At 42.7% G+C, this 17,008-nt stretch carries 20 protein-coding genes and 2 riboswitches; of the genes, 13 read left to right on the top strand and 7 right to left on the bottom strand.

Annotation, left to right across the window (positions count from 1 at the left end):
* Nucleotides 1–63: 63 nt before the first annotated feature.
* From sinR to NSQ76_RS12185, 4 genes are all read right to left on the bottom strand, one after another.
* Entirely contained in the window at nt 64–399 is a 336-nt protein-coding gene (sinR, locus tag NSQ76_RS12200; RefSeq protein ID WP_024422969.1) for a transcriptional regulator SinR, read from the bottom strand.
* Nucleotides 400–432: 33 nt separating this feature from the next.
* The gene (locus NSQ76_RS12195) at nt 433–597 is read right to left on the bottom strand and encodes an anti-repressor SinI family protein (RefSeq protein ID WP_073206269.1); all 165 of its coding nucleotides are present in this window, start codon (nt 595–597) and stop codon (nt 433–435) included.
* 181 nt (nt 598–778) lie between these two features.
* Nucleotides 779–1,576, bottom strand: coding sequence for a YqhG family protein (locus NSQ76_RS12190; protein ID WP_024427993.1), 798 nt, complete (start codon nt 1,574–1,576; stop codon nt 779–781).
* 14 nt (nt 1,577–1,590) lie between these two features.
* Nucleotides 1,591–3,261, bottom strand: coding sequence for a DEAD/DEAH box helicase (locus tag NSQ76_RS12185; protein WP_341054027.1), 1,671 nt, complete (start codon nt 3,259–3,261; stop codon nt 1,591–1,593).
* A 253-nt stretch (nt 3,262–3,514) separates the two neighbouring features.
* A riboswitch (glycine riboswitch) is annotated at nt 3,515–3,621 on the top strand.
* A 3-nt stretch (nt 3,622–3,624) separates the two neighbouring features.
* A riboswitch (glycine riboswitch) is annotated at nt 3,625–3,719 on the top strand.
* Nucleotides 3,720–3,822: 103 nt separating this feature from the next.
* On the opposite strand from NSQ76_RS12185, the gene gcvT reads away from it, so the two are divergent.
* From gcvT to gcvPB, 3 genes are read left to right on the top strand one after another with little or no spacing between them, the layout of a single operon-like run.
* Nucleotides 3,823–4,920, top strand: a complete 1,098-nt coding sequence (gene gcvT / locus NSQ76_RS12180) for a glycine cleavage system aminomethyltransferase GcvT (RefSeq protein WP_135032084.1) — start codon at nt 3,823–3,825, stop codon at nt 4,918–4,920.
* 16 nt (nt 4,921–4,936) lie between these two features.
* Entirely contained in the window at nt 4,937–6,283 is a 1,347-nt protein-coding gene (gcvPA, locus tag NSQ76_RS12175) for an aminomethyl-transferring glycine dehydrogenase subunit GcvPA (RefSeq protein ID WP_135032086.1), read from the top strand.
* Complete coding sequence (gene gcvPB / locus NSQ76_RS12170; protein WP_135032088.1) at nt 6,276–7,736, top strand: aminomethyl-transferring glycine dehydrogenase subunit GcvPB; 1,461 nt, start codon at nt 6,276–6,278, stop codon at nt 7,734–7,736. Before gcvPA ends, gcvPB begins: the two co-directional genes overlap by 8 nt.
* A 44-nt stretch (nt 7,737–7,780) precedes the next feature.
* Here gcvPB and NSQ76_RS12165 read toward each other — a convergent pair whose 3' ends face one another.
* Nucleotides 7,781–8,161, bottom strand: coding sequence for a rhodanese-like domain-containing protein (locus tag NSQ76_RS12165; RefSeq protein WP_087978357.1), 381 nt, complete (start codon nt 8,159–8,161; stop codon nt 7,781–7,783).
* A gap of 219 nt (nt 8,162–8,380) precedes the next feature.
* On the opposite strand from NSQ76_RS12165, the gene NSQ76_RS12160 reads away from it, so the two are divergent.
* The 3 genes from NSQ76_RS12160 (at nt 8,381) to NSQ76_RS12150 (ending at nt 10,717) form a co-directional block, all read left to right on the top strand.
* Nucleotides 8,381–9,217 carry a lipoate--protein ligase family protein gene (locus NSQ76_RS12160; RefSeq protein ID WP_024422962.1) on the top strand — a complete coding sequence of 279 codons (837 nt, stop codon included), beginning with the start codon at nt 8,381–8,383 and terminating at the stop codon, nt 9,215–9,217.
* An 85-nt stretch (nt 9,218–9,302) separates the two neighbouring features.
* The gene (mntR, locus tag NSQ76_RS12155) at nt 9,303–9,737 is read left to right on the top strand and encodes a transcriptional regulator MntR (protein WP_024422961.1); all 435 of its coding nucleotides are present in this window, start codon (nt 9,303–9,305) and stop codon (nt 9,735–9,737) included.
* A gap of 104 nt (nt 9,738–9,841) precedes the next feature.
* Nucleotides 9,842–10,717 (top strand): patatin-like phospholipase family protein, encoded by an 876-nt coding sequence (locus NSQ76_RS12150; protein WP_024422960.1) that lies wholly within the window; start codon nt 9,842–9,844, stop codon nt 10,715–10,717.
* Here the strand turns inward: NSQ76_RS12150 and NSQ76_RS12145 are convergent.
* Nucleotides 10,714–11,109: an SA1362 family protein gene (locus tag NSQ76_RS12145; protein WP_024422959.1), complete on the bottom strand. Its 396-nt coding sequence runs from the start codon at nt 11,107–11,109 to the stop codon at nt 10,714–10,716. The genes NSQ76_RS12150 and NSQ76_RS12145 overlap by 4 nt on opposite strands.
* Before the next feature lie 38 nt (nt 11,110–11,147).
* Nucleotides 11,148–12,104 (bottom strand): DUF1385 domain-containing protein, encoded by a 957-nt coding sequence (locus tag NSQ76_RS12140; protein ID WP_024427999.1) that lies wholly within the window; start codon nt 12,102–12,104, stop codon nt 11,148–11,150.
* Nucleotides 12,105–12,327: 223 nt separating this feature from the next.
* Here NSQ76_RS12140 and NSQ76_RS12135 point away from each other — a divergent pair, with 223 nt between their 5' ends.
* The 7 genes from NSQ76_RS12135 (at nt 12,328) to spoIIIAB (ending at nt 16,999) form a co-directional block, all read left to right on the top strand.
* On the top strand, nt 12,328–12,855 hold the full coding sequence (locus tag NSQ76_RS12135; RefSeq protein ID WP_341054018.1) for a YqhR family membrane protein: 528 nt from the start codon (nt 12,328–12,330) through the stop codon (nt 12,853–12,855).
* Nucleotides 12,856–12,963: 108 nt separating this feature from the next.
* Nucleotides 12,964–13,407, top strand: a complete 444-nt coding sequence (gene aroQ, locus NSQ76_RS12130) for a type II 3-dehydroquinate dehydratase (protein WP_024422956.1) — start codon at nt 12,964–12,966, stop codon at nt 13,405–13,407.
* The gene (locus NSQ76_RS12125) at nt 13,404–14,465 is read left to right on the top strand and encodes a M24 family metallopeptidase (protein ID WP_341054015.1); all 1,062 of its coding nucleotides are present in this window, start codon (nt 13,404–13,406) and stop codon (nt 14,463–14,465) included. Before aroQ ends, NSQ76_RS12125 begins: the two co-directional genes overlap by 4 nt.
* A 25-nt stretch (nt 14,466–14,490) precedes the next feature.
* Complete coding sequence (gene efp, locus NSQ76_RS12120) at nt 14,491–15,048, top strand: elongation factor P (protein WP_024422954.1); 558 nt, start codon at nt 14,491–14,493, stop codon at nt 15,046–15,048.
* Nucleotides 15,049–15,218: 170 nt separating this feature from the next.
* Nucleotides 15,219–15,500, top strand: coding sequence for a YqhV family protein (locus NSQ76_RS12115; RefSeq protein ID WP_024422953.1), 282 nt, complete (start codon nt 15,219–15,221; stop codon nt 15,498–15,500).
* Nucleotides 15,501–15,566: 66 nt separating this feature from the next.
* Nucleotides 15,567–16,490 (top strand): stage III sporulation protein AA, encoded by a 924-nt coding sequence (spoIIIAA, locus tag NSQ76_RS12110; protein WP_024428002.1) that lies wholly within the window; start codon nt 15,567–15,569, stop codon nt 16,488–16,490.
* Nucleotides 16,484–16,999, top strand: a complete 516-nt coding sequence (gene spoIIIAB, locus NSQ76_RS12105) for a stage III sporulation protein SpoIIIAB (protein ID WP_024428003.1) — start codon at nt 16,484–16,486, stop codon at nt 16,997–16,999. Before spoIIIAA ends, spoIIIAB begins: the two co-directional genes overlap by 7 nt.
* Nucleotides 17,000–17,008: the final 9 nt, after the last annotated feature.

Below are 17,008 nucleotides of genomic sequence, written 5' to 3'. Positions count from 1 at the left end.
AGTCTTTAGGCTGATATCAAGGTCTGCATAGCAATTGGAGGAGTATGCGCTAAAACGTGCGCTTTACTCCTCTTCTTGCTTTTTTCTCCAGATTTGATAATCTAAAAATTCACGAAATTGCTTTTTCGAAACCCCTGATGTCATTGCATCTCGAACTAGTTTTTCCCATTCACTATCTAATTGACCATCGTATTCGGTTTCATCTTTTTCGTTTAAAAGTGTATGAACCGAGACGTCCAGAACAGCGGAGACTTTTTCAAGAAATTGAATGGAGGGGTTTGTTTGCAAGTTTCTTTCTATTGAGCTTAAATAAGACTTCGCTACCCCAGCCTTTTCGGCCAGTTCTGATAGTGAGTAGCCTTTTTCATTGCGGTATTGTTTAATACGCTGGCCAATCAATGTCATCACCTTCCTTTCGATATTATAGCACATTCAGAAAGGTTTGATAGAATGACTTCTTACCAGAGGGGGAGACTCAGAGGACTTTTCATTTGATTTGAGGAAATGACGGACTTCTTCAACTGTTAGTCCTGCCTTGCGAGCTTCGCGTAATAATTGAACCCATTCACTGTCTAATTTGTTCGTTTTCTTTTCCATACAAATACCCTCCTAAAATACTGAATCATGTATTTCAGGCACTTAACGCATGAAATGGAAAGACATAGGTGGTAAGACCTCATAGTTTGCTTGCGTCATGTTTCCGCCCAATACAAACAGACAAACTTAGCTTTAGACTGATCGAAAATTGTATGTCACATAAAAGGGAGGGGACCATGAGTCAACCTCCTCTTTTTTGCTGTAAGTAAAAAAGTCCGCCATTTTCAATCGTAAGACTGATTTTTGGTTCGTATAAAGTTTTGAGTGCTTGTCTTTCTATTTCATATTCTACAGATGTGTCTGAAGTCCCTTCATAAAATTGGTTTAAAAGTTCGAAGTCTTCCTTCCATTTTTGAACGGCGCGCACTGCCCAGTCGTCCGGCTCCTCATGGGCATAATGCTCCATAAGGCTGTAGAGCCGTTTGATTCCGCTCTCTGGCTTAATCATTGTGCTCATCGTAAAGCAATAATCGGGAATTTGAGACGACAGCTCACGAGCTTCCAGCTTCTCTTGAAATTGTTCAATGACTTCTCCGCGAATGAGATGAAGGCCTAATGATAAAAGCTTATCCTTCTTCCGGTCTGCAAGGTAAGAAATTTTTACATTGAGACCAAGCCATGGCTCAAGGGCGATCTGGTTGTTCGTGAGCGGGCTGACTCGTTCATAAAGCCGGATAAAACGGCCCTGCTCTTTGACCGCCTCAAATATTTGAAATAACCGGGGGGAGCCGAAATGGATAAATTCACCACTGATCGTATCACCCGCTTTTTTTTGATCTGTGATCAAAGTCAATTGCCGCGGTTCAGGTACACCGCCAGTTTTTTCAAGCCAGTGCCAATAAAAAGGACGGTTCATAATCAATTTATCCATTTCAATTGTCAGCTGTACGGTCATATGTCCTGCACTTTCTTCTAATATGCTGCATTGATTCGCCTTGAAAAAACGGAGAAGAAAGGTGTGAATGTCATGCTGCTCCATTGATCAACTCTCCTTTATGAGCCTTGCTGTCTTTTTTCTAAAAGTGGTGTTTGTGCTTCAGTTAAATAAGAAGCAAACTGGGTTAATTTCTTTTTCATGTCTCCGCCTGGTTCATGCTGGAAGAGGATTTGATGCAATTCTGTTTCGACATCTTTAATATCAATTCTTGTTAAAATATCATCTAAATCGCCTATGACGTTTTCAAACAGCTGAATTTTTTCATATAAAAGCTTTAAAATATGCTCTTCAACTGTTCCGCTCGTTGCCATATTGTAAATGTGGACATCTCGCTCTTGGCCAAGGCGGTGGATACGTCCAATTCTCTGTTCTAAACGCATCGGGTTCCACGGGAGGTCGTAGTTAATGATTTGGTTACAAAACTGAAGGTTGATCCCTTCGCCGCCAGCTTCTGTCGCAATTAACACTTGCGCCCGTTCTCTGAATAAATCTTTCATCCAATCTTTTTTGCCCCGCTTAAAGCCGCCCCGAAATGGCACGGAGCTGATGCCATTTTGCTGTAGAAACCATTGTAAATAAATTTGTGTGGCGCGGTATTCGGTGAAAATAATGACCTTCTCATTTAACTGCTGAATGAGTTTGACCACTTCAAGCGCCTTTGAGTTTTGCTCCACTTGATTGATTTTCTCCATGATTTGCGTTATAGCAGAAGATCCGAGAATATGCTTTTCTTCTTCCTGCATTTTTTTAATCGTCATATAAACTGCTTCACGGCTTGAACAGCATTCTCGTTCCAAGGTCATAATGGAAAACATATGCTTTGTATAAGACGGATTCTCTTTCAGCTTGCAGATTTCATCATACAAGGCTTGTTCTGTCGGAGAGAAATCAATGGAAATCGTTTTGACATGCCGTTTTGTCCACTCGATGCCTGTGTCTTGTCTTCGGTTTCGAATCATCACTTTATTGACGAGCTGTTTTAATCGGTCATGGTCTTCAAGCTGCAAGTCTTTTTTGGCAAAGATATCTTTAAATTGATGTTCATTTCCTAGGTGGCCTGGCTTCAGAAGGGAAACAAGATTAAATATTTCTCCGATCCGGTTTTGAATAGGTGTGGCTGTCAGCAGCAGGCAGAGCTTCTTATTCAGGTTTCTCACAAATTCATAGTTTTTCGTTTTATTGTTTTTCAGTTTGTGTGCTTCATCGATAATGACCATATCGTAGGCAATCGATAAAATCGTGTCTCGATGCGGCTGTCTTTTGGCTGTGTCAATAGAGGAAACGACAACGTCACACTGTTCCCACACATAGCTCTTTTTTTGTTCAACAGCATCAATATAAAATTTCGTCCGCAGCTCCTGTACCCACTGAGACACAAGGGAGGCGGGGACGAGAATGAGAATCTTTTTGGCAAGTCCACGAATCATGTATTCTTTGATAATGAGTCCTGCTTCTACGGTTTTTCCAAGTCCCACTTCATCTGCTAGAATGGCTTTCCCATTCATTTCTTCTACGACTCTTCTGGCTACTTCGAGCTGGTGCTTTAAAGGTGTGAATGCAGGCAGGTGCGCGGGAGCTTGCAGTCCCTCGAATGAATCAATGGCTGTGACTTTTTGAACCTGCGTCGCTAAACGATACATATCCCAGTTCGCCCAGGGGCCGTCTGCTGAAAGCCGCTGCTGAAATTCATTTGCCCATTCCTGATCAAAAATCGTTTGAATATTCAATGTGGTCGCCTGCCTTTCTTTCTAGTAGGATCTGATAAAATTGTTCTGTTTTTAAACGCTTCATTTTTTTGGAGGTCTCTAAAAGACTAGATATATGAATAAAAGCGAACGATATCGAAGGGTTATTTTAAAAATGTTAATGATTTTTCTGTTGCTCTTCATCCATTTCTAATGGTAGGATGTTGATAAGTGATCTAGAAAATAAGTCACCCATTTTGATAGTATGTCCAATAAATGTGAAAAATATGAGCGGATGATGGTATGGGGAGAGACTTGGCGGTTATTTTGCACTGGCAGGCGCCGAAGGAGCAAGCTGAATGATTCAGTGAATCTCTCAGGCAAAAGTACTCTTACCGGACGCAACTCTGGAGAGTGTTTGCTTAAGGGTTTTAGCAAACCACCAAAGGGGAAAACGCACAATGATATTGTGCTGTAAACTTTCAGGTGCAAGGACAGAGACTTCTTTTTGATAAAAGGGAGCGCTCTGTCCTTTTTTGCTGTGATTTTTTTCTGAAAATTCAGCTTGCATTTGCACTGTGAGAAAAAAGGGGGAAACGATTGATGTTGAAACGAACACCGCTTTTTCATGCGTATGAAACGTTTGGCGCAAAAACCATTGACTTCGGGGGCTGGGAATTACCTGTCCAATTTTCTTCCATTAAAGAAGAACATGAAGCTGTTCGAACAAAAGCAGGGCTTTTTGATGTGTCTCACATGGGTGAGGTGGACGTCAAAGGTCAAGATGCCCTTCCATTTTTACAAAGGTTATTAACCAATGATGTGTCTAAGCTGACAGACGGTAAGGCACTATATACAGCCATGTGTTATGAAGATGGCGGAACGGTAGATGACCTGCTCGTCTACCAAAAAGAAAAGAATCACTATTTGCTTGTCATCAATGCATCAAATATCGATAAAGACGTGGATTGGCTTTTGAAGCACCAAGAGAAGGATGATGTATTGATCAAAAATATGTCTGATCAAATCGCCTTGCTAGCGCTTCAAGGACCTCTTGCAGCTGACATCATCAAAGAGGTGGCGGGTGAAGAGGTGACATCGCTTAAGCCATTTACATTTTTATCAAAAGCTGAGGTCGCAAATAAAGAAGTGCTCGTTTCCAGAACAGGCTACACAGGGGAAGATGGCTTTGAAATCTACTGCCAGTCAGAAGATGCGGTCCACCTTTGGTCCGCTTTATTAGAAGCGGGGCAGCCAAAAGGACTCATTCCATGCGGACTCGGTGCACGTGACACCTTGAGATTTGAAGCAAGACTTCCGCTTTACGGCCAGGAGCTGACAAAGGATATCTCTCCATTAGAAGGCGGAATTGGTTTTGCTGTCAAAATGGATAAAGAAGCTGATTTTATCGGAAAAGCTGCACTTAAAAAACAAAAAGAAGAGGGACTGAAGCGAAAGCTTGTCGGCATTGAAATGATTGATAAAGGGATTCCGCGTACAGATTATCCAGTCTTTTCAGGAGAAAAGCAGGTTGGGATTGTCACAACGGGCACTCAATCCCCAACATTAAAGAAAAATGTCGGGCTTGCTTTGATCGAAACCTCAGAGGCGGAGCTTGGATCAGAGGTGGAGGTACAAGTTCGCAAAAAACGTCTAAAAGCCAAAATTGTCGCAACACCATTTTATAAAAGAGCCAAATAACGAGGGGGAACAGAGGATGAAGCACAGGTATTTGCCGCAAACAGAGCAAGATCAAAAAGAAATGCTGGATGTCATCGGTGTTCAGTCGATTGATGAGCTTTTTTCAGATATCCCAGAGAAAGTTAGATTCAAAGGAGCATACAAAATCAAAGAAGCCGCATCTGAAACAGCGCTTGTCAGGGAATTATCCCGACTAGCTGCAAAGAATAAGGATACAGTTTCCTATGCATCGTTTCTTGGTGCAGGTGTATATGATCATTACCAGCCTGTCATTGTCGATCATGTGATCTCACGTTCTGAATTTTATACAGCGTATACACCTTATCAGCCGGAGATTTCGCAAGGTGAATTGCAAGCGATCTTTGAATTTCAAACAATGATTGCTGAGCTGACTGGTATGGATCTTGCCAACTCCTCGATGTATGATGGCGGGACGGCACTGGCTGAAGCGGCAATGCTCGCTGCGGGACACATAAAGAAGAAAAAAGTGGTTGTTTCTGAAACGGTTCACCCTGAATCAAGAGCGGTGCTGAAAACATACGCCAAAGGACAAAACATTGAAGTTATTGAAGTGCCTGCGAAAAAAGGGCAGACAGATCTAGCTGCATTGGAAAAAGCGGTCTGCGATGATACAGCAGCAGTTCTCGTGCAATATCCAAACTTTTTTGGTGTAGTCGAGCCGTTAAAAGACATTGAACCCATTGCACATAAAGGAAAAAGCCTATTCATTGTCTCTAGCAATCCCCTCGCACTCGGACTATTGACGCCGCCTGGAAAACTCGGGGCAGATATTGTCGTTGGTGATGCGCAGCCGTTTGGCATCCCGGCTGCATTTGGCGGACCTCACTGCGGATATTTTGCTGTGACGAAAAAGTTGATGAGAAAAGTGCCAGGTCGTTTAGTCGGGCAGACAGAAGATGAAAATGGTGTTCGTGGATTTGTTCTGACCCTTCAAGCGCGTGAGCAGCACATTCGAAGAGATAAAGCGACGTCAAATATTTGCTCAAACCAAGCATTAAATGCATTAGCTGCTTCTGTTGCCATGACGGCACTAGGGAAAACAGGCATAAAAGATATCGCCTATCAAAACGTGCAAAAAGCCCACTATGCCAAAAAACAGGCAGAAAAATATGGACTGCAGGCGGATGTAGAAGGGGCTCATTTTAATGAATTTGTGATCAAGTTACAGGAGCCTGTGAAAGAAGCCAATAAACGATTGCTTGAAAAAGGAATCATCGGCGGCTACGACTTGGGGCTAGACTACCCAGAGCTTCAGCAGCACATGCTTGTAGCCGTGACAGAGCTTAGAACAAAAGAAGAAATTGATACGTTTATCAAGGAATTGGGGGATCGCCATGAATAAACAAGATCAGCCGCTTATTTTTGAATTATCTAAAGAAGGAAGAATAGGGTACAGCCTGCCTGATTTAGATGTACCTGAACAGGAGATCCCGTCTTTATTTGATGAGACGTACATCCGGGATGAGGATGCTGAGCTTCCTGAAGTATCTGAGCTTGATATTATGCGTCATTATACAGCATTATCAAGACGCAATCATGGGGTTGATTCCGGATTTTATCCTCTTGGCTCATGCACGATGAAATATAATCCAAAGATTAATGAAAAGGTTGCACGCCTTGCAGGGTTCTCGCAGGTTCATCCGCTACAAGAGGCAGACACTGTGCAAGGTGCATTAGAATTACTATACGATCTAGGTGAACATCTTGAAGAAATTACGGGAATGGACGCTGTGACATTACAGCCTGCGGCAGGAGCACACGGCGAGTGGACGGGACTCATGATGATCCGTGCGTATCATGAAGCAAGGGGAGATCATCAGCGTACAAAAGTCATTGTGCCTGATTCTGCCCATGGAACGAACCCGGCATCTGCGACAGTCGCTGGATTTGAAACCATTACCGTCGCATCTGACGAAAATGGGCTTGTTGATTTAGAAGATTTACGCCGCGTTGTTAATGAAGAAACAGCTGCTTTAATGCTTACAAACCCGAATACACTAGGCCTCTTTGAAGAGAATATTTTAGAAATGGCTGAAATCGTTCATGAAGCTGGCGGTAAGCTTTATTATGACGGAGCCAACTTGAACGCTGTTTTAAGCAGAGCAAGACCAGGAGATATGGGATTTGACGTTGTCCACTTAAATCTTCACAAAACCTTTACAGGCCCGCACGGAGGCGGAGGTCCTGGCTCAGGTCCTGTTGGCGTTAAAAAGGAATTAATTCCTTATTTGCCAAAGCCGTTGCTTGTGAAGAAGGAAGGCCGTTTTTACTTTGATCATGACCGTCCAGAATCAATTGGGCGCGTGAAGCCATTCTATGGCAACTTTGGCATTAACGTCAGAGCTTATGCGTACATCCGCTCTATGGGGCCAGACGGCTTAAAGGCTGTAACCGATAATGCCGTGTTAAATGCGAACTATATGATGCGCCGCTTAAGTGCTCATTATGATTTGCCGTTTGATCGTCACTGTAAGCATGAATTTGTGCTATCAGGTAAACGTCAGAAAAAATTAGGTGTGCGGACACTGGATATTGCCAAACGATTACTTGATTTCGGCTACCATCCGCCAACGATCTACTTCCCGCTCAATGTAGAGGAATGTATTATGATTGAACCGACTGAAACAGAATCAAAAGAAACACTTGATGCATTCATCGAAGCAATGATTCAAATTGCGAAAGAAGCAGAAGAGAATCCTGAAGTGGTGCAGGAAGCGCCGCATACAACGGTCGTGAAACGTATGGACGAAACAAAGGCCGCACGGAATCCAGTTCTCGTTTTTGAAAGAAAATAAAGAAAAAAGACTCAGGGGGAATCATGCTCCCAGAGTCTTTTTAGTTAGTTCTTCGTTTTAATGCGGCCGCCCCATTTTTTAAAGCCGCCTTTTAAATTATAAATCTCACGGCAGCCGTTTTTACGTAAAGTTTGGGCTGCTTTTCCGCTTCTAAAATTATTTTGACAATAGAGATAAACAGGCTTGTCAGGACGTATTTCATTTTTGCGCTGCTTTAGTTGGGAAAGGGGGATATTTCTTGCCCCTAAAATATGTCCGCCTTCAAACTCATTTGGCTCTCTTACATCAATGAGCTGGGCTTTGCGGTAACCTTTAATAAATTCTTCTTCCGTCAGCGTTTTCATAATGCGCTGCTGATAAATGTAGCTGCCGATGGAATAAAGAACGAAAAGTCCACAAAGTGCGAGGACGATATAGTTGAATATTGACAATACAACTCGACTCCTTCTTGAGCATCAGCACAGTAGCCTGTCTGATGGTACGTTTTAGACAAATACTATTATAGTAAAGCATAAGAAACTTGTCATCATAAATGGTAAGAATTATTTTCAATTCCGTCCCTATTTGATAGACTGATGAAGAGAGAAAACCGGTGGTCACCACCATCATCTAACATTGACTACGTAAAAGAGAAGGGATTTTATATGCAAAAAGAGAAATGGTGTTTCATTGATTCAGGAAACCAAGACCCTGCCTTTAACATGGCAATGGACGAAGCCTTGCTTTATTGGCATAGCGAGAAGCTCATTCCGCCTGTTATCCGCTTTTATGGATGGAATCCGGCGACATTATCTGTTGGGTATTTTCAGAACGTTGAAAAAGAAATCAACCTAGAAGCCGTCAAGCGATATGGTCTTGGATTTGTCCGCAGACCAACCGGAGGACGGGGAGTACTTCATGACCAGGAGCTGACCTACAGCGTGATTGTGTCAGAGGAACATCCAGAAATGCCAGCGACGGTGACAGAGGCGTACCGCGTTATTTCAGAAGGCATTTTAGAGGGCTTTAAAGAGCTGGGACTCGATGCGTATTTTGCCATTCCTCGTACAGATAAAGAAAAGGAAAGCTTAAAGAACCCAAGATCATCTGTATGCTTTGATGCCCCTTCTTGGTACGAGCTTGTTGTAGAAGGAAGAAAGGTAGCGGGCAGTGCTCAGACGAGACAAAAAGGTGTCATTCTCCAGCATGGATCTATTTTAATTGACCTTGATGAGGACAAATTGTTCGATTTGTTCCTTTATCCAAACGACCGGGTGAGAGAGCGGATGCAGCGAAGCTTTAAAAACAAAGCGGTTGCCATCAATGAAATCTCAGACCGAACATGTACAATAGACGATGCGCGTGCTGCGTTTAAAAGAGGGTTTGAAAAAGGATTAAATATTGAGCTTGAACCTTATGAGCTGACAGATGAAGAATTAGCGTTTGTCCATCATCTCGCAAAAACGAAATATGCCTCAGATGATTGGAATTACAAGCGTTAAGCCGAAGGACACTCCTTGTTTTTTAATGAACGATGGTGTAGAATTGGGTTGATTATTAAGTAAAGGTGCATTATGGAGGGGTTTTATGACTACACCTAGTATGGAAGATTACATTGAACAAATTTATATGCTGATAGAAGATAAAGGATATGCCAGAGTCTCTGATATTGCAGAAGCACTCGCTGTCCATCCCTCCTCTGTAACAAAAATGGTTCAGAAGCTAGATAAAGATGAATACCTCATTTATGAGAAGTATCGTGGTCTAATTTTAACCCCGAAAGGCAAAAAAATTGGAAAACGTCTCGTATACAGACATGAACTGCTAGAGCAATTTTTAAGAATCATTGGTGTAGATGAAGAGAAAATTTATGATGATGTAGAAGGCATTGAACATCATCTCAGCTGGAACAGTATTGACCGCATCGGCGATCTCGTTCAATTTTTTGAAGAAAACGATGAGCGATCTGTTCAGCTGAAAGCGATTCAAAAGAAAAACGAACAAACAAATCAAGAATCTTAATCAAAAAGGACACCCTCAGCATGGGTGTCCTTTTTGATTAAAGTTCTAATTGAAAGCAAAAGCTCCTACACTATTATTAGCGTGAAATCAAAGGGGGCTCCTTGATGAAGATAGATGGTGTGTTCTCAGGTGGAGGCATTAAGGGGGCAGCGCTTGCAGGTGCCTATGAAGCGCTTGAAGCGAGAGGATTTCAATTTGTCCGTCTTGCTGGTACAAGTGCTGGAGCAATCATTGCTTCACTCATCGCAGCAGGTTTTACAAGCCAGGAAATTCGAACGCTTTTAGATGAAATGGATGAGCATCAATTGCTTGATAGGAGATGTCAATTCATCCCCTTTAAAATGCTCAGGTGGGTATCCATTTACTGGCGTCTCGGTCTTTATAAAGGAGACCGGCTGGAAAAATGGCTGACCGATGTGCTAAAACGAAAAGGGGTCACCGTGTTTGGAGACCTCAAAAAAGATTCACTGAAAATCGTTGCGTCCGATTTAACGAATGGAAAAATCCTTGTTCTGCCAGACGACCTTCCTTCATATGGATTAAATCCAGAACGGTTTTCCGTGGCGAGGGCCATTCGAATGAGCTGCAGCCTGCCGTATTTTTTCGAACCTGTCAAACTGAAGTCATCAAAAGGCATTTGTACCATTGTAGATGGAGGAGTGCTGAGCAATTTTCCAATTTGGCTGTTTGCTGAAGAGAAAAAAAGACCGTTCGTCGGTGTCACATTAACGCCAAACGAAAAAGAACGCCCTCAACACTCCATCCGCAATGCGTTTGAACTGTTTGGCGCTCTTTTTGAAACGATGCGTGGTGCTCATGACGAAAGACATATCGCCACAAAACACGAACGTCATATTATTTTTATTCCTGTAGAACACGTCATTGCCACTGATTTTCAACTCATGACAGAAAAGAAAAAGGCGCTCGTCGATCTAGGCAGACAGAAGGCCGAGCAATTTTTAAAAAGCTGGACATTTTAAAATAAGGCGCGATTCTTCTTTTTGTTTTTCTTGCCTTCAATCACAGTCAAATGTGTTTGGCTTTTCTTTTTGAGAAGGACGGGCTTAGACTTGTGGTCAGTCGGCACGCTTCGCAAATGAGTGACCCGATTTTTCATCTGGCTTTTCGTTTTTGGTTTAGGCTGCTGGTAGCGACGTTTTGATTGTTTGACTGCTTTACGATAAAGATTGCCCTCTGTTCCAGTTCTTCGATTCATCAGCCATCTAAATAGGAAAAACAAAACCGCTCCAATGATCACAACTGACAGCAGCATGGTAAAAAGTCTGCCTGGGTTCGTTGTGAGTAAGTACACAAATCCCAAAACACCTAAAGCGAAAATAATGGTAAAAGCAGGATGTACTCGGCGATTCATAACTGTCCACCTCCGAAGGAATTTACCGGATTTATAAGTTAGATCACTTGATGAGCAGAATCTGACGCTTGTTTCAGAGATACTTCCTCTAAACGAAGAAGTTCATTAAAACTTGCAATGGCTACCTCGACTTGATCGTCAGAAGGTTCTTTTGTTGTGAGCAATTGCAGCCAAAGGCCAGGATAGCCAAGCACTTTAAGCACAGGCACTTCTCGGAGTTTGTTCGTGAATTGAAGCACTTCAAATGAAATGCCGAGAACAACCGGAATAAGTGCCAAGCGGTTCAGAACTCTCACCCATAAAGGATCTGTCGGTACGAGTAAATAGACGAACATCCCGACAATGACAGTGAATAAAATAAAGCTGCTGCCGCATCGATAATGCAGACGGGATTGCTTTTGGACATTTTCCACTGTGATGTCAAGGTTCTGTTCATAGCAGTTTATGACTTTATGTTCTGCCCCATGATATTGAAATACTCTTTTAATTAAAGGGGTCATGGAAATAAAGTAAATATAGCCTAATAAAAGGACCAATTTGAAGAATGTTTCCACTGCGATTTGTGCGAAATTCCCTGAAAAGATGGGACGCACAAGCTCTGCTAAAAAGACAGGTACCAGGGTAAAGACAAATTTACTAAAGAGTAGAGAGAGAACTCCGATCACAGCAATGCCGAAGATCATGGATAATTTCGAGCCTTTTTGTTCTTTTTCAAGAGTATGATCTTCAGAAGGATCTAAGTCATATCGCTCACTGGAGAAGTTTAAGTGCTTACTGCCGTTTGCGCTTGCTTCAACAAGTGCAGCAACACCCCTGACAAAGGGGATTTTCTTGAGAAAGGCGGTTCGTTTATTGGAGGTCCGGGGAAGCTTCAAAAACTCAATGGACTGGTCCTTTCGCCGAATCGCTGTCACATAGTTCTTCTTACCTCCGAACATGACACCTTCGACAACTGCCTGCCCTCCATAAGCTGGAGGTTTTGTTTGATTGGACATATTTCATCAACCTGCCTGTTTCCTGTAATTTACATGCATTTCCTTATACCTTTATTGTACAGGAAATGAGGGGAAATCACTAGCTCACAGGTCGATTATCTACTAGAATTCTATCTACCTCTTTTTAGCCAGTATACCCTGTTTTAAAAATTTTACACTCACGCATGGAAATCCTTTTTTTTCATGACATTTTGGACATACTACTTGCTGGAGGTGTTCACAAATGAAACGTGATGAAAAGAAAAACCAAGAAGAAAAAAATCAGTCCGTGCAAACGACATCACTTGTGGCAAGAGCGGCTGCTACAGGCTTTGTCGGCGGTGTTTTTTGGGGCTTTATCGGGTTTCTGACCCATGTGTTTCATTTTTCAGAGGTGAGTCCCAATATGCTGCTTCAGCCATTTGTGCTTGGAGAATGGAAAAAGGGAGGACTTGGTACTTTTATCAGTATTGTGCTGTTAGGAGTTTTATCGATTGGAGCCGCCTTTATTTATTTTGGGCTTTTAAAAAGGATCAAAGGCTTTTGGATGGGTTTAGTATATGGCGGGCTTTTATGGCTGCTCGTTTTTTACGTATTTAATCCCATTTTCCCAGATGTAAAGCAAGTACAAGAGTTGCAGCAAAGCACTATTGTCACGACATTTTGCCTATATATTTTATATGGCATGTTTGTCGGGTTCAGCATTTCGTTTGAATATAATGAATTGACGAGTCAGAAGCTTGCGAGGGCACTCGGGAAAAAGACAGAATAAAGTGTAAATCGCCTATTCATATGATAAAATATTTTTGGAAACGAAAGGTTTCTAAGGAAAAAGAAACAGATCTCGATATAGATTGAATTAGGGTGAAGGAGTGGTCATATGCCTCATTTTCTTGTACTGAATGGACCCAATTTAAATAGGCTTGGCAAAAGAGAGCCTGCTGTTTATGGAAGTAAGACGCTGACAGATTTAGAGACGGATTTGTTCCAGTTCGCAGAACGAGCAAACATCCAATTAACGTTCTTTCAATCAAATCACGAAGGGGATTTGATTGATGCGCTCCATGAAGCAGAAGATCAATACGATGGTGTCGTGTTTAACCCGGGTGCATTTACCCACTACAGCTATGCGCTGAGAGATGCCATTGCAAGTATTTCTTTATCAGTCATTGAAGTACATATCACAAATGTTCATAAGAGAGAGGAATTCCGCCATCATTCTGTACTTGCTCCAGTATGCCAAGGACAAATCGTTGGGCTTGGCTTAGAAGGGTATAAATTGGCGATTCGTTATTTAGTCAGTGAAGGGGGAGCAGTATCATGAAACTTGAAAAACTAAGAGCACTATTAAGTGAATTAGATATCGATGGCCTTGTCATTACGAGCAGTTTTAATTTACAGTATATGACCAGCTTTACCGGATCAGCCGGTCTTGCTGTCGTTTCAAAGGACCGGGCAGCTTTTATCACGGACTTCCGCTATACAGAGCAAGCGAAGGCTCAAGTCAAAGGCTATGACATCATTGAACATAAAGGAAACATTGTGGAAACGGCTGCTCAAACGGCAAAGGAATTTGGAGTGAAACGCCTTGGGTTCGAACAAAACCATATGACATTTGCCACGTATCAGCAGTACGCAGCCAAAGCAGGCGGTATAGAGCTTGTTCCAGTCTCTGAATCAGTTGAAAAGTTGCGCTTGATTAAGTCTAGTGAAGAGATTAAGATATTAGAGGAAGCTGCGAAGATTGCAGATCACGCCTTTGATCATATTCTCACTTACATCAAGCCGGGCCTGACGGAAATTGCTGTCATGAACGAGCTTGAATTTTTCATGAGAAAAGAAGGTGCTGAAGGATCTTCATTCGATATGATAGTTGCCTCAGGTGTTCGTTCAAGCCTGCCTCACGGAAGAGCGAGTGAAAAGGTGATTGAATCTGGTGATTTAGTGACACTCGATTTTGGTGCTTACTATAAAGGCTATTGTTCTGATATGACAAGAACGATTGCTGTCGGAACACCAAGCGACAAGCTAAAGGAAATTTATCATATCGTATTAGAAGCAGAAAACGCTGGTGTGGATAGAATCAAGCCAGGCTTAACAGGAAAAGAAGCTGATCGCATCACACGAGACATCATTGAAAAGTATGGCTATGGTCAATACTTCGGGCATTCAACCGGGCACGGGCTAGGTATGGAAGTACATGAAGCGCCAGGCCTTTCCTCACGATCAGAGGTCGTCTTAGAAGAGGGAATGGTCGTCACAGTTGAGCCGGGGATTTACTTGCCAGATGTCGGCGGCGTGAGAATTGAGGATGATATTGTCCTGACAGCTGACGGCAATAAACGATTGACCCACTCACCGAAAGAACTTATCATATTATGATGGTGAAATGTAGGAGGATGACAAAATGATTTCAGTAAACGATTTTCGTACTGGCCTGACAATTGAAGTGGACGGCGGTATTTGGCGAGTAGTGGATTTTCAGCACGTAAAACCAGGGAAAGGCGCAGCGTTTGTTCGTTCGAAACTGCGTAACCTGCGTACAGGTGCCATTCAAGAAAAAACATTCCGCGCAGGCGAAAAAGTAGCGAAAGCACAAATCGAAACAAAAACAATGCAATACTTGTATGCAAATGGCGATCAGCATGTCTTCATGGATACAAGTTCTTATGAGCAGCTTGAACTAAGTGAAGCACAAATTAAAGATGAGCTGAAATATTTGCTTGAAAATATGTCTGTTCAAATCGTGATGTACGGTGCTGAAACTCTTGGAGTAGAACTTCCAAACACAGTAGAACTAGAAGTAGTAGAAACAGAGCCTGGTATTAAAGGTGACACAACATCAGGCGGCTCAAAACCTGCAAAAACTGAAACTGGTTTAATCGTCAACGTTCCTTTCTTTGTGAACCAAGGAGATAAACTAGTGATTAATACATCTGACGGCTCATACGTTTCAAGAGCGTAATGAACGAAAAAAGACTGTAAACCTCGTGTTTACAGTCTTATTTTATTGGAAAAATGACTCCTCAAGGCAGGCCTTCTCTCAATTCTCTCATTCATCTCTCTTCCTTCCTGAAAAACAAGACTACTTCCAGCTGGTCAAGCATATAGTGTAAAAAAAGCTGGAGGTTCTATATGAAACAATTTCTCCCAGGTCTACACCCGTCAGTCGCTGCAATGGCAGGCATGAGATTCTTATCCGCCGCCATTGAACTGACGGCAGCCATCCTTATTTTAATCACCAATGATGTACGGAAAGCGGTAGTCATCAATAGTATATTGGCAATCATCGGGCCGCTCATTTTTATTATCACGATGACGATTGGAATCTATCAAATTGCCGGGCAGCTATCCTATGCAAAGCTTGTGTTCATTTTCATTGGTGTCGTGTTTATTCTTGTTGGGATCTATAAGTGAAACGGCTTGGCATAATTAACGGCTCACATCATACATTTTAGAGAAGAAAAAAAGGAGGGGAATTCGTTGCGGAGTTTGTTGGATATTCTCCCGCACTCGATTGGACAAGAACTCAGGCTGCTAAAAGAGGCAGAATGGGCGCAAATAGAAGAAATCCGCATTCGCACGGATCGTCCTATTGAATTAATGCAGGGAGGAAAACCACGTTTCCTTTCTTATCACACAACTTGGGAAGATGCGTCTCAGCTATTAGGCAGGCTGAGCAATTACAGCATGTACACACTTGAGGAAGAGCTAAAACAGGGCTATATCACGATATCTGGCGGACACCGGGTAGGACTTGCTGGAAAGGTGATCGTTGAAAACGGATTTGTCAAAGGGTTAAGAGATATCTCTTCATTTAATATCCGCATTGCCAAAGAAAAAATCGGGATTGCGCTTCCTTTTCTTCCTTATTTATATGAAGAGCACTGGCACAATACACTCATCATCGGCCCCCCGCAAACGGGGAAAACCACATTGCTCCGGGATATAGCACGTCTTGCTAGTACAGGCACAAAAACCATTCCTCCTAGAAAAACAGGCATTATTGATGAGCGTTCTGAAATTGCCGGATGTATAAGAGGGGTGCCGCAGCACCATTTTGGCCACCGGATTGATGTACTCGATGCATGTCCAAAGGCTGAAGGGTTGATGATGATGATTCGGTCTATGAGCCCAGAGGTCATGATTGTCGATGAAATCGGAAAAAGTGAGGATGTCGAGGCACTGTTAGAAGCGATTCATGCCGGAGTCAACATCATCGTCTCAGCTCATGGCTATTCACTTGAAGATGTATATAAACGACCTTCTTTTAAACCGTTATGGGAGCTTCGTGTGTTTGAACGATATGTTGAATTAAATCGAAACAATGGGCCTGGCACGATCGGGCGAATGTACGGCGGGGACGGCCAAGAGATGAAATGGAGGCGGGGAGTGGACGTATGTTAAAGCTCATTGGCGCTATTTTCATTGTCGCGGCCACGACTTGGGGAGGCTTCGAGTTTGCCAAACGATATAGCGACAGACCTAAACAAATTCGGCAGCTGCGGTTTGCTCTCCAGTCTCTTGAAGCTGAAATTATGTATGGTCAAACCCCTTTAGCACGGGCGGCAGAGCAAATTGCAGCGCAGGTAGGTCCACCTGTGAATCAGCTGTTTGAACAATTTGCAGAAAAGCTGAAAGTGGGGACTTTTTCTGCACGCCATGCATGGAACGAAAGTCTTGAAGATGTTTGGAAAAAAACCGTATTGAAAAAAGGCGAATATGAGGCGTTGAAGCACTTTGGAGAAACACTTGGCCAGCATGATGTCACTTCTCAGCAAAAGTATATCAAGCTTGCTTTAGGCCATTTGGAATCAGAGGAGAAAGAAGCTGAAATCGCCCAAGCGAAAAATGAAAAAATGGTCAGAAGCCTCGGATTTTTAAGCGGATTACTACTGATTCTTTTATTGATGTGAGAGGAAGGG

Origin of the sequence: Bacillus sp. FSL M8-0256 (genome assembly GCF_038005765.1) — a bacterium.
Taxonomy (GTDB): Bacteria; Bacillota; Bacilli; order Bacillales; family Bacillaceae; genus Bacillus; species Bacillus safensis.
This window is presented reverse-complemented; position numbering and strand designations above follow the sequence as displayed.